Source organism: Streptomyces sp. KL116D, from assembly GCF_030766975.1.
Taxonomy (GTDB): domain Bacteria; phylum Actinomycetota; class Actinomycetes; order Streptomycetales; family Streptomycetaceae; genus Streptomyces; species Streptomyces longispororuber_A.
The window spans coordinates 110,096-122,255 of the sequence record NZ_JASERH010000109.1; the positions used below are offsets into that span (position 1 = coordinate 110,096).

Annotated in this window: 9 protein-coding genes; 1 reads left to right on the forward strand and 8 read right to left on the reverse strand. The window is 74.8% G+C overall.

From position 1 onward, the window contains the following. Nucleotides 1–99 precede the first annotated feature (99 nt). The 5 genes from RBJ77_RS42780 to RBJ77_RS42800 form a co-directional block, all read right to left on the reverse strand. Entirely contained in the window at nucleotides 100–663 is a 564-nt protein-coding gene (locus RBJ77_RS42780) for an ATP/GTP-binding protein (protein WP_372349935.1), read from the reverse strand. Next, on the reverse strand, nucleotides 644–1,051 hold the full coding sequence (locus RBJ77_RS42785; RefSeq protein WP_372349936.1) for a DUF742 domain-containing protein: 408 nt from the start codon (nucleotides 1,049–1,051) through the stop codon (nucleotides 644–646). The genes RBJ77_RS42780 and RBJ77_RS42785 overlap by 20 nt, the downstream gene beginning before the upstream one ends. Further along, nucleotides 1,048–1,467 carry a roadblock/LC7 domain-containing protein gene (locus RBJ77_RS42790; RefSeq protein WP_255979899.1) on the reverse strand — a complete coding sequence of 140 codons (420 nt, stop codon included), beginning with the start codon at nucleotides 1,465–1,467 and terminating at the stop codon, nucleotides 1,048–1,050. Before RBJ77_RS42790 ends, RBJ77_RS42785 begins: the two co-directional genes overlap by 4 nt. Beyond that, the gene (locus RBJ77_RS42795) at nucleotides 1,464–3,830 is read right to left on the reverse strand and encodes a nitrate- and nitrite sensing domain-containing protein (protein ID WP_372349937.1); all 2,367 of its coding nucleotides are present in this window, start codon (nucleotides 3,828–3,830) and stop codon (nucleotides 1,464–1,466) included. Before RBJ77_RS42795 ends, RBJ77_RS42790 begins: the two co-directional genes overlap by 4 nt. Nucleotides 3,831–3,969: 139 nt before the next feature. Next, nucleotides 3,970–4,752 (reverse strand): MHYT domain-containing protein, encoded by a 783-nt coding sequence (locus RBJ77_RS42800; protein WP_372349938.1) that lies wholly within the window; start codon nucleotides 4,750–4,752, stop codon nucleotides 3,970–3,972. Nucleotides 4,753–5,192: 440 nt separating this feature from the next. Here RBJ77_RS42800 and RBJ77_RS42805 point away from each other — a divergent pair, with 440 nt between their 5' ends. Then, complete coding sequence (locus tag RBJ77_RS42805) at nucleotides 5,193–6,179, forward strand: AraC family transcriptional regulator (RefSeq protein WP_372349939.1); 987 nt, start codon at nucleotides 5,193–5,195, stop codon at nucleotides 6,177–6,179. 243 nt (nucleotides 6,180–6,422) lie between these two features. On the opposite strand, the gene RBJ77_RS42810 is transcribed toward RBJ77_RS42805, so the two are convergent. The 3 genes from RBJ77_RS42810 to RBJ77_RS42820 form a co-directional block, all read right to left on the reverse strand. Next, the gene (locus tag RBJ77_RS42810; RefSeq protein WP_372349940.1) at nucleotides 6,423–7,853 is read right to left on the reverse strand and encodes a GAF domain-containing protein; all 1,431 of its coding nucleotides are present in this window, start codon (nucleotides 7,851–7,853) and stop codon (nucleotides 6,423–6,425) included. 99 nt (nucleotides 7,854–7,952) lie between these two features. Then, nucleotides 7,953–8,990 carry a rod shape-determining protein gene (locus RBJ77_RS42815; protein WP_372349941.1) on the reverse strand — a complete coding sequence of 346 codons (1,038 nt, stop codon included), beginning with the start codon at nucleotides 8,988–8,990 and terminating at the stop codon, nucleotides 7,953–7,955. Nucleotides 8,991–9,146: 156 nt separating this feature from the next. Continuing rightward, the coding region (locus RBJ77_RS42820; protein ID WP_372349942.1) for a BTAD domain-containing putative transcriptional regulator at nucleotides 9,147–12,160 on the reverse strand (3,014 nt) is incomplete at its 5' end.

Consider the following 12,160-nt stretch of genomic DNA (forward strand, 5'->3'; position numbering starts at 1 on the left):
GTTGTGACCAGCGGTTACGTAACCTGATGGCCCGTCACCAAAACGGTGGCGGGCCATCTGTCACTCAAAAGGCCGCAGCGCGCCGACGCGGACGGCTTCCTACGCGGGCCGCGCCGCCACGTGTTCGACGAGGGTCAGCAGGACGTCCTTGCCCGAGGCGCGCTCCCGGGCGTCGCACAGCACCACCGGGACCCGGGGATCGAGGTCCAGGGCGCGGGCGACCTGCGGCGCCGTGTGGTCGCGGACGCCGTCGAAGCAGTTCACGGCGACGACGAACGGGATCGCGCGGTGCTCGAAGTAGTCGACCGCCGCGAAGCAGTCCGCCAGCCGGCGGGTGTCGGCGAGGACCACGGCGCCGAGCGCGCCGGTGGCCAGCTCGTCCCAGAGGAACCAGAAGCGGTCCTGGCCCGGGGTGCCGAAGAGGTAGAGCGCCAGGCGGTCGTGGAGCGTGATGCGGCCGAAGTCCATCGCCACCGTCGTGGTCCGCTTCGCCGTCACCCCGGTGAGGTCGTCGTGCGGGACGGACGCCGCCGTCAGCCGCTCCTCGGTGCGCAGCGGCCTGATCTCGCTGACCGAGCCGACCAGGGTCGTCTTGCCGACGCCGAAGCCTCCGGCCACCAGGATCTTGAGCGCCGTCAGTTCGTCAGAGTGCGCGGAGGCCATGGATCACTTCCTGGAGGACGGCCGGGGAGGGGCGGTGCGGGCCCGGACGGGTGGTGGCGGGGGCCGTCACGCGGATCAGCCCTGCGGTCAGCAGGTCACCGAGCAGGACCCGGACCACGCCGAGCGGCAGACCCGTGTCGGACGCCAGGTCGGCCACCGGCGCCGGGGCGTGCCGGCAGCGGGTGAGCAGGGCGCGCTGTTCCGGGGGCAGCGGCGGGTCGTCGCGGTAGGTGGGGACGGGGTGGACCGCCGTCATCAGGTCGAAGCGTTCGGCGGTGGCGGGGCGGGCCCTGCCGCGGGTCATCGCGTACAGGCGGACGAGCGGGCCCGCCGCGTCGTCGTAGTGCTCGGGCGGGCCGGCCGGACCGGGGCGGGGGTCCTCGGTCATGCGCCGCCGTCCGCGCGGTACGGGACGCCGAGATGGTCGCCGACCCGGTGCAGCAGCAGTTCCAGCTCGTACGCGACCAGGCCGATGTCGGCGCCCGCTCGGGTGAAGACGCCCAGGCAGGAGCCGTCCGCGGCGGCCACCACGAAGAGGAAGCCGCCTTCGAGTTCGACCAGGGTCTGGACGACCCGGCCGGCCCGGAAGTGCCGGCCCGCGCCCTTGGCCAGGGCGTGCAGGCCGGCGGCGATGGCGCTGAACCGTTCGCTCTCGTCACGGCCCAGACCGGCCGACGCACCGGCCACGAGGCCGTCCGCGGACAGGAAGACCGTGTGCCGGACGTCCTGGACGCGGGTCGTGAAGTCGTCCAGGAGCCAGTCGAGCGAACCGGCCGGGCGGTGGCTGGGGTGAGGAGTCGTCACTGGGGTGTGCCCTTCCGGGTTTCCTGGGCGCGGCGCCGGCCCGAGTGCAGGGCGGCGAGGGTGGCGCGGGCCGTTTCGGGGGTGCGGGGCGGCAGGGGTGCGGGGGTGTCGGCGGGGGCCGGCCGGTCGGTGGTGGGGTCGGTGGGCGTCGCGCCTGCGCCTGCCCTTGCCGTTGCTGCTCCTGCTCCTGCTCCTGGACCTGTCCTGATCTCGGTCTCGGTCTCGGTCCCGGTCTCGGGTTCGGTCTCGGTCAGGAGTTCCGGGGCGAGGTGGGTGAAGCGGGTGCGGCGCGGGAGGGCGTCCTCGGTGAGTGCGGGGGCCGCGTGCCGGGGCGTCGGGGCGGGCAGTTCACGAGGCTGCGGTGACCGGGGTGGCTGCGGTGGCAACGGGGGCGGGGGCGGGGTGAAGCGGGCGCGGCGGCGCAGGGCGGCGTCCGGGGACGTCGACTCGTGCTCGTACAGGAGCGCGTAGGGCAGGGCGACCATGGCGGTCACGCCGCCGTGCGGGGAGTGCCGCAGCGTCACGTCGACGTGCTGGCGGCGCGCGAGGCGGTTGACGACGAACAGGCCCAGCTGCCGGGTGTCGAGGAGGTCGACGCCGTCGGCGGCGATCCGGGCGTTGGCGGCGGCCAGGGCCTCGTCGGTCATGCCGAGCCCGTGGTCCTCGATCTCCAGGACGATGCCGGAGCCGGTGTCGTAGCCGCGGACCGTGACCGGGGTGGTGGGCGGCGAGAACTGGGCGGCGTTCTCGGTGAGTTCCGCCAGCAGGTGGACGACGTCGGTGACGGCGGGGCCGGAGAGGTACTGCGCGGGCAGCTCGCCGGTCTCCACCCGGGCCAGGTCCTCGATCTCCGCCGCCGCGGCCCGGATCACGTCGCTCAGCGGCACCGGGCGGCTCCAGCCGCGGCCGGGGGAGGCGCCGGACAGGATCAGCAGCGACTCGGAGTGGCGGCGCATCCGGGTCGTGAGGTGGTCGACCCGGAACAGGTCCTGGAGCAGGTCGGGGTTCTCGGTGCGGCGTTCCATCGCGTCGAGCAGGTCCAGCTGGCGGTGCAGCAGGGTCTGGCTGCGGCGGGCCAGCGAGACGTAGACGCCGGAGATGCCGCTGAGCAGCTCGGCGCGCTCGGCCGCGGCCTTGAGCGCCGCCCGGTGGACCGCCGTGAGCGCGCTGCCCACCTGCGCGATCTCACCGGAGTCCGCGGCGCCCCCGGCGGGCGGTGCCTCGCGGTCGACGTCGACGTCCTCGCCCGCGTGCAGCCGCCGCATCGCCTCCGGCAGCCGCCGGCCGGCCACCCCGAACGCCCGGTCGCGCAGCTCGACCAGCTCGGTGACCAGGTCGCGGCCGATCCGGACCGACAGCAGCAGCGAGACGAGCGCGCCGAGCAGACCGAGTCCGACGGCGAGCCCCGAACCGCCGAGCACCGCCGCCGAGTACGGCCGCACCGCGGCGGCCGCCCCGGTGCTCGCCCGGTCCTCCGCGGCGGCGAGCCGGCCGAGCACGTCGTCCGCGTCGGCGTCCCAGGACGCGGTGGCGCGTCCGGCCAGGGCCGCGCCGCCGGACGCGGCCACGGCGTCCTCGGCCGCGGTCAGCCGGGTGGCCGCCGCGCCGTCCAGGACGGCGCGGTAGGCGGCGGTGTCGCCCGGGCGCAGATCGTCGACGGCCGGGGTGAGCAGGGCGCGGCGGGTGTGGGCGGCGCCGACGAACTCCGCCCCGGCCCACGCGGATGTGCCGTGGGCGATCAGCGCGGTCTCCTGGGCCAGCGCCTCGCGGGAGCGGGCCAGCGCGAGCACGGAGGCGGCGTCCGAGGTGACTCCGTCCACCTGCACGGACGCGAGCGCCGACTGCACGGCGAACGCACGGGTGACCGCCGTGCCGTAGGCGAGGTACGCCGACCGGACGCTCCCGTCCGGGTGGGCCGGGCGCAGGTCCCGTACGGAGCGGAGCGTGCCGAGGAGCCGGTCGATGCGGGCGGGCAGCGCCGCGTCCAGGGCGGCGGTGTCGGCGCTGGTGCTCTCGACGCCGCGCCGCAGGGCCGTCGCCGCCCGGTCGGTGGCGCGGCCCGCCGCGGCCGCGGCGTCGCGGTGCCCGCCGGTCGGGGACGCCAGGGCGCGCAGCGTTGCCGTGCGTTCGGCCTGGACGGCGCGGGTGACGCGGGAGACCGGGGTCAGCAGCGCCGCGTTGACGTCCTTGAGGCGCTGGACGTCGGCGATCCGGGAGGCCGTGCCGACCGTCGCCCAGCCCCACAGGGCCATCAGGGAGACGACCGGCACCATCAGCAGGCAGACGACTTTCGCGCGGACCGACTTCGGACCGAGCCGGAGCGTGCGGCGGGGCGGGCCGCCGGGGGAGGGCGTGGCGCTCATGCGGGAACCTTGCGTCGGGCGGACGGGGGGCGGGGCCTTCTTCGGGGCGGTCTTCCGGAGCTTCCGGAGCTTCCGGAGCTTCCGGAGCTTCCGGAGCTTCCGGAGCTTCCGGAGCTTCCGGAGCTCTTCCGGGGCGGTCTCAGGTGGCCGGGAGCTCGACGTCGGCCAGCGGACGCGCGGCCTCGGCGGCGGCCGACCGCTCCCGGGCGGTGGGGGAGAGCGCGACGAAGGCGCAGGTGAGGAAGAGGAACGAGCCGAGCACGACGGCCAGCGGGAAGATGAAGTCGGTGGTGGTCGCGCCGCTCAGCTCGCCGCCGCCCGGGGTGACGGCGACCCGTATGGCCGCCATGCCGGTGTAGTGCATGCTGCTGACCGCGACGCCCATCACCAGCGCGGCGAGCGCCGCGACCACCGGGCGGCGCACGATGAGCGCGGCCCCCAGCGCGGCGGTGGCGGCGACCACCGCGATGACGACCGACAGCGCCACGAGCCCGGGTGCGTAGGTGATCCGGCCGTGCAGCCGCACGGCGCTCATGCCCAGGTAGTGCATGGAGGCGACGCCGAGACCGGTGGCGAGTCCGCCGGCGAGCAGCGCGGGGATCCGGGAGCGCCAGTGGCCGACCGTGCAGACGCCCGCGCCGACCACCACGATCGCGACGAGCAGGCTGAGCACGGTGCGCCAGACGTCGTAGCGGATCGGGGTCCCGGAGACGCCGAAGCCGAGCATGGCGATGAAGTGCATCGTCCAGATGCCCGCGCCGATGGCGACGGCGGCCGTCAGCAGCCAGTTCCGCCGGGACCTGCCCTCGGTGCCCAGCGCCCGCACCGTGCAGCGCAGGCCGAGCGCGCTGCCGAGCACGGCCATGACGTACGACAGGACGGGGGTCACCCAGCCCGCGCTGAAGTGGTGCATGTGGCCCACGGTCGTCGGCTCCTCACGGCTGTGTCCCAAAACTCCGAAGCCGCCCGGGGAACGGGCGGCTCGGAGAATGGGAATTCGGTATTCGGTTCGTCGGCCGGCGACGCTACCACCCGGTTATGGAGGCGGAATTTGTACTGCCGAGTGCAAAGCGACAACCGAAAGGGCGTCAGTGCCCGGGCCGTGGAGGGGAGTTGGGGACGCGCCTTGATCGACGGCATCGGGCCAGGTCAGAGGGGTGAGCGACCTTCGTCACGAGGAAAAGGGACATCGGGGTTCATTGTGGCGGGAGTTGCGGGTAATGCCGCGGGTGGACCCTGATAAGAGCGATTCCCTGATCCGGCGAGGGCGTTTGCAGGACGAGGTGGACGCGCAGGGTGGTGGGGAGACAATGCTGTCGAGGTCGCCGCGTTCGACGAGCGGGGCGGAGGGGGCGCATCAGGGTGGCTGCGGGAGAAGGCCGGGGCGCGGAGTTCCACCGGTACGTCACGCGCGAGGTCGAGGAGACGCGGACGGCGATCGCCGCCCACTACTACGACCTCGACCTCGAAGTGACGCGCGGGGCCGGGGAGTTCGTCGCGAGCCTCGGCGTCGTCACCCTGGGCGCGCTCACCGTCGGCGACATCTCGTTCGGTGCCGAGATGCGGATGAGCTTCGGCGAACCGGGCGTCCACCACGTCGCCGTGCCGCTGACCGGCGGCTTCGCCGTCCGGCAGGGCGGCGGGCCGGCCGCGTGCACCACGGCCGACCGGGCGGTGTTCTTCGATCCGGGGCACGGCATCCGCATCGAGGAGTGGTCCGCCGACTGCTACTGCCTCACCGTGAAGATAGACAAGGCGGCCCTGCACGCCCAGCTGGAGACCCTGCTCGGACGGCCGCTGGCCAGACCGCCCCGGTTCGGACCGTATCTGGACATCTCCCGCGGCCCCGGCCGCAGCTGGACCAACCTCGTGCAGTGGAGCCTGCTGGAGCAGGACGTCTCGCACGGCCTGCTGCACCAGCCGATCATCGCGGGACGGCTCGAACAGACCCTGCTGGAAGGGCTGCTGCTCGCCTCCGACCATCCGTACCGGGAGGCCCTGGAGGCGCCACCGCCCGGGATGCGGCCCGCCGCCGTCAAGCGCGTCATGGACGCCGTACGGGAACGGCCGGCGGAGCCCTACGACGCGGCCGGGCTCGCCGCGATCGCCCAGGTCAGCCTGCGCACCCTGCAAGAGGCGTTCCGCCGGAACGTGGGCATGTCCCCGATGGCGTACGTCAGCGAGGTCCGGCTGCAACGGGTGCGTCAGCAGCTGCGGGCCTCGGTGCCCGGCACGGTCACCGTCACGGACGTCGCCTACGAATGGGGCTTCGCGCACCTGGGCCGGTTCGCGCGCCGCTACCGCGTCCGGTTCGGCGAGACGCCCTCGCAGACGCTGCGCAGCGCCTGACCCGGGCGCCTGACCCGGGCGTCTGACCCGGGCGTCTGACCCGGGCGTCTGACCCGGGCGTCTGACCCGGGCGCCGGCACCGCCAAGATCCGCGCCGCGCTTTGTGGACATCACCGCGTATTGCGGCGCGACGGCCCACAGCCGGGTGCCGTACGCTCCCCTCGACCGTGAACCAGCGGTGAGCGCCGGGGATGAACGGAGTCGGCGCCGCTCATCCCCGAAGCGCCGCTCGCCCGGCCGCCGTCACCGGGGCGACTGCCACGTCACCGTCGTCCCTTCCGCCCCGTCCTCGCGCCGCCCGTCGTCCGTCACGGTGAGCCGGACCGCCGGACGGCCGTCCGGCAGCGTCGCCGTCGCGTCGACCGCGACCTCGATCCGGGAGATCGCGGTCCGCCGCGACGCCGTGGCGAGCGCTCGGCGCAGGGCCGCCAGGAGCTGCGCCTGCACCGGTTCGCCCACGGTCGCCTCGACGGCGCCCGTGAACTGCGCGGACGGCGCGAAGCCGAGGATCGCGGCCGCGCCGGCGGTCTCCCGCAGCACCTTCCCGCGGAACGTCGTCGGGGCGTCGGCCGGCGGCTGCTGCAACGCGAAGATCGTGGTGCGCACCTCCTGGATCGTCGACTCCAGCTCGTCGACGGCACGGCCGATCGTGTCCCGGACGTCCTCGACCCGCGCCCGCCGCTGCGCGGACTCCAGCATCATGCCGGTCGCGAACAGCCGCTGGACGACCAGATCGTGCAGGTCGCGCGCGATCCGGTCGCGGTCCTCGAACACGGCGAGCCGCTCGCGGCCCGCCTGCGCGTCGGCGAGGACCAGGGCGAGCGCCGCCTGCGAGGCGAACTGGGTGGCCAGGAGGTGGTCGACCGAGGTGTACGGACGGGCGTCGCGGCGGCGGGGCAGGGCCAGCGTGCCGATCAGCTTCCCGGCCGCCTGCAGCGGCAGCATCATGCTGGGGCCGAACCGGACCCGGACGTCCGTCGTCATCCGCGGATCGTTCGCCGAGTCGTCGATGAACACCGGCTCCCCGGTGAGGAGTTGGGCCAGGACCGCGCTCCCCGGCTGGATCGTCGTGCCGAGCAGGGAGTGCGCGTCGTCCACGGCGCTGGCCGCCACGATCTCCATGCCGCCCGCCTCCGTCGGCTGCAGCACCACGCCCGCCGCGGCGTCGGCGAGCAGTCTGGCCCGCTCCGCGACCGTGGTCAGGGCGTCCTCCGCGCGGCCCGTGAGCAGCGCCGTGGTGACCGCTGCGGCGCCCTCGATCCAGCGCTCGCGCTGACGGGCGGTCTCGTACAGCCGGGCGTTGCCGACGGCGATGCCCGCCTGGGTGGCGAGGACCCGCAGCAGGTCCAGGTCGTCGTCGGTGAACCCGGGCGCCGCCTTCCCGGTCAGCCGCAGCCGCCCGAACACCGTCTCCTGCACGTGGATGGGGACGGCCAGCACCGCGGGCGACGGGCCGGTGTCCGGGGTGCCCGTGCTGACCGACTCCAGGAGCGAGCCGTGCCCGGGGTCGACGACGTCGAGCACGCCGTGCGCGGCACCCGTCAGGGCCACGGCACTGTCCACCAAGTGCTGAAGCACGGACCGCAGTTCGAGCTCGGTGCCGACGCTCAGCACCGCCTCCAGGAGGACGGAGAGACCGGACGGCACCCCGGGTTCGCGTGTGTTCGTGGTCATCGTGACGGCCGTCCTCCCGCTCGCGTCAGTGGCCTGCCCCTGTTCACCAGGCTCACCGCGGACCCGATCGTCCATGCGTCGTCGAGCGGCGTACGGGGATCAGCCGGCCAGCGGGTCGAGGACCAGCGGCTGGATCTTGCCCTCCATCATCGCGCCCAGGCCCTGCACGGCACACACGTCGGGGCGCTCGGCGATGTGCACCGGCATGCCCGTCGCGTCCCGCAGCATCTGGTCGAGGCCGGGCAGCAGCGCGCTGCCGCCGACCATCATGATCCCGCGGTCCGCGAGGTCGGCGACCAGGTCGGGCGGGCAGTCGCGGAGCACCTTGCCGATGCCGTCGAGGACGGCGGTCAGCGGGGTGTGGATCGCCTGCCGCACCGCGGAGGTGTCGACGTGCACGGAACGCGCCAGGCCGGTGGCCACGTCCCGGCCGTGGATCTCGGTGTGCTCGGGGCCGTGCGGGGTGAGGCCGTTGCCGCTCAGCGCGAGCTGCAGGGGGCGTACGGACTGTGAGGGCAGCATCAACTCGTGCTGCTGGCGCAGGTGCTGTACGACGGCGTGGTCGATGGCGTCGCCGCCGACGGGGACCCGGTCGGCCGTCACGATCGCGCCGAGCGACAGCACGGCGATCTGCGTGGTGGCCGCACCACACACGATGATCATGGTCGCCTCGGGCTGCTCCACCGGCAGTCCGCAGCCGACCGCGGCGGCGATCAGGGTGTCGACCAGCTCGACCCGGCGCGCGCCGAGCCCGACCAGCGTCTCCACCGCCGCGCGCTGCGCCAGCGGGTCCGCGTCGTGCGGGGTGCAGGCCGCCGCCCGCAGTCGCGGCTTGCGGCGCAGGGCGCGGCGGAGCTTCTCGCCGAGCAGGTGCCGCAGCATCCGCTGCGCCATCTCGATGTCGACGACGGTGCCGCCCGACACCGGCCGCACCACGCGGATGTAGCCGGGGGTGCGCCCCGTCATCTTCTCCGCGAGCTCGCCGACCGCGATCAGCGCGCCGGTGCGGGTGTTGACCGCGGCCGCGCTCGGCTCGTCGACGACGAGACCCGCGCCCTTGACGTACACGCGGGTGCGCGCGGCACCCAGGTCGACGGCGAAGTGGCAGCGGCGCAACTGCTCCAGACTGACGGTCATGGCAGATCCTCCCGAGAGCGCAGACCGTGACGGGCCGCGGCTGCGGCCCTTTTGGCATCGTGCGGCCGAAGCCGGGATTCCGCGCGCTGGAATGGGCCGGGTGAGGCAGGGCCGGGCGGGTGAAAAAACGTATGAGCCAGTCGGTGTGACTGCCCGTTAGGTCAGGTCCGTCCGTCCGGGCTCTGGGAAGTGCCAGCGGACCACGTACCCCGGCAGGGGCCAGCGGTCCAGGCGGCGGTGGAGCTTCTCCGTGTCGACGGGGGCGGGGAGGCGGGCGGCCTCCGTCTCCAGGCGTTCCGTGAGGGCGGCGGCCAGGTTCAGGGCGGGGGTCTGCGCCGCCTCCAGGGGGTCGTCGACCCGGACGGAGGCGTGGGCGGCCGGCGGGCCGTCGAGGCGCAGGGTCCGCTCGGTCAGGTCGACCTCGTAGTACTCCCAGGTCAGGTCCGTCTCGTCGGGGGCGGTGAGGGTGAGACTGCCGTCGGGGCGGGCGTGGACGAGGACCGTGTGCTCGGTGGTGGGGACGGGCGGGGTGCCGTCCGGGGGCATCGGCAGGGGGCCGCGTACGGGGGGATCGGTGGCGGCGGCCGCATCCTCGGCCCGGTCCTCGGTGTCGGTACCTGTGGCGGTGGCGGTGGCGGTGGCGGTGGCGGTGCCTGTGTCGGGCGTGGCGTCCGTCGACGTGAGGGTTCGGGTGAACTCCGCCGTGACCTGCGGGAGTTGGGTGTCCCGGACGGCGTCCAGGATCGTGCTCTCGCCGGTCGGGCTGTTCAGCGCGGTGGCCGCCAGGTCGCCGATGTGGTGCAGGTCGACCGGCTGCCCGAGCCGCTCGGCGAGGAGGCTGGTCAGCGCGATGCGGTGGGACGGGTCCGCCGTCACGGACAGGTGGCGCAGGGCCGAGGTGAGGCGGTGCAGCCGGTCCAGGCCCTGGGCCGTCACCATGCGGTACCAGTACGCCGGCGGGTCCCCGCCCATCGCGCGCAGGCCCAGCGCGCTGACCGTGTACGGGTCGACGAGGCCGGGGGCCACCGCCACGCAGGAGGCCGCCGCGTGCGCGGCGAGGTCGGCGCGCAGGCCGTCGCGGGCGGCGCGGTGCGCGGGGCCCGCGGGCCAGAACGTCACCGTGACGTGCACGCCCGCCGGGAGGCCCCCCACCCGTACCCCTGCGGGCAGTTCGGACAGGGCGGCCGGGAGGCGGGTCACGGTCGTCTCCAGGAGCCGCTCGGCGGCCCGGTCCGTCTTGACCACGACCTCGTAGCCGCCGGCCGGGAGGGGTTGCAGGGCGTGCTCGCGGGCGGTGAGACCGGCCGCCTCGATCAGCCCGACGACGACCGGCAGCAGGTCGAGCCCGGCGCCGTCGGCGAGGTCGAACGTGACGGAGGTGCGGGACGGGGCCGTCACCGTGTCGCGGGCCGCCAGCAGATCCCGGTGCAGCTCCTCCAGGCCGGGCCCGACCCGCCCGCCCACCGCCTCGTAGTCCTCGTACGCCTCCAGCGCCTCGTCGGTCCGGCCGAGCCGGTGCAGGGCGATCATCTGGAGGCGGCGGAAGTCCTCGCGGGAGGGGTGGGCGCGGGTCAGTCCGGCGAGGTCCGTCGCGGCCCGGCCGTACTCGCCCAGGTCCAGGTCGAGTTCGGCGGCGGTGCGGTGAAGGGTGAGACGCAGCTGCGTCAGACGGGTCCTGGCCGTGCGGGCCGCGGGGCCCGGCACCCCGTCGAGGGGGGTGCCGCGGAAGAGCGCGAGGGCGTCGGCGACCAGGTCGCGGGCGGCCGCCAGGTCGCCGTCGGCGCGCTTCGCCTCGGCGGCGCCGACGAGGTTCTGGCAACTGTCCACGTCGAAGGTGTCGGTGCCGGTGTGGATGGCGTAGCCGTCGGGCAGCGTCGCGATGGTGCCCGCGCCCGCGTGCCGCAGCCGGGTCGCGTACGAGCCGAGCAGACCCAGCACGCCCTTGGGCGGCCGGCCGCCCCAGATGCCCTCGGTGAGCTCGGCGTGCGTCACGGTCCGGCCCGAGCGGAGCAGCAGCATGCACAGCATCGCCTGCTCCTCGGCGAACTCCAGGGACACGTAGGTCTCCTGGGTCAGGCCGGTGAGGACGAACTCCGGCCGCCCGAGCAGCCGGTAGGAGTGGCGCTCCCGGTCGTACGTGGTGAAACCCCGGTCGGCGAGTCGGCGCAGCGCGGCCTGCCGGCGGTCCGCGTCGCTGGACAGCAGGTCCGCGGTGACGCGCTCCGGCGCGTTCAACCGGCGCAGCATCGTGCCCAGTTCGACGACGTCCCGCCGCCGGCCCTCGTCGTCCGCCCGCCGGCCCTCGGCGAACAGGGTGAGTTTGGCCGTGCCGTGGCGCAGCAGCACGATCCGGGCCATGCCGACGTCGCCGTGCACGGCGCCGATGCCGTGCACGGCGAGCAGCCCGGCGGCGACGTCCTGGGCGAGCCGGGACAGGACCAGACCCGGCAGCCGGTAACCGGTGGGCGCGGCGAGCGCGTTGAGGGGGATGCCGTCCAGATGCTCCATGACGACGTACGTCGACCCGTCGTCGACGCCGAAGTCGTGCACGGCGACCACGTTCGGATGGTCGAGCCGGGCCAGCCGGGTGAGCGTGCGGTGGAAGGCCGCCTGCCGGGTGGCGTCCAGGGGGCTGTGCAGCTTCACCGCGACGGTGGTGCGCGTGTCCAGGTCGCGTGCCTCCCACACGCTGGCGTTCGTCCCCAGCGCGCGGACCAGCCGGTACCGGTCGCCCAGCGTCCGCTGCCCGCCCGACAACCGCCGCACGCTCTCCTCACTGACCGCCGCGAACGCCTCCCCCTCCGCGCCCCGCGTCGTCGCCCGGAACTCCCCGGCCCCCACCCCGGCCCGCTCGTCGATGAGGCCGCCGACCCGGGCCAGGAACGCGGTGGTGCGGCCCCGGGAGGAGCGGGGGAGGGAGCGGAGCAGGAGGTCGCGGACGCCGTCGCGGAAGGCGTACGAGCCGGGCGGCCCCGGTGTCGTCGTCAGCAGGCCGCTGAGGACGACCTCGGCCAGGTGCTGCGGTCGCGGATCGCGTTCGAGGGCCGCGTGGACCAGCCGCATCACCGGCAGGTGCGGCACTCCGACCGCCAGGTGCCCGGCGAGCCGGAACGCCTCGGGGGACGCCGTGGCGCGGAAGGCGCGCACCAGGTCCTCCGGGGTGCGGACGG

Bases quoted from the DNA above. Each gene is read 5' to 3' on its own strand.
- RBJ77_RS42795 (WP_372349937.1), bottom strand. From the start codon at position 3,830: ATGAGCGCCACGCCCTCCCCCGGCGGCCCGCCCCGCCGCACGCTCCGG.
- RBJ77_RS42815 (WP_372349941.1), bottom strand. From the start codon at position 8,990: ATGACCGTCAGTCTGGAGCAGTTGCGCCGCTGCCACTTCGCCGTCGAC.
- RBJ77_RS42810 (WP_372349940.1), bottom strand. From the start codon at position 7,853: ATGACCACGAACACACGCGAACCCGGGGTGCCGTCCGGTCTCTCCGTC.
- RBJ77_RS42780 (WP_372349935.1), bottom strand. From the start codon at position 663: ATGGCCTCCGCGCACTCTGACGAACTGACGGCGCTCAAGATCCTGGTG.
- RBJ77_RS42785 (WP_372349936.1), bottom strand. From the start codon at position 1,051: ATGACCGAGGACCCCCGCCCCGGTCCGGCCGGCCCGCCCGAGCACTAC.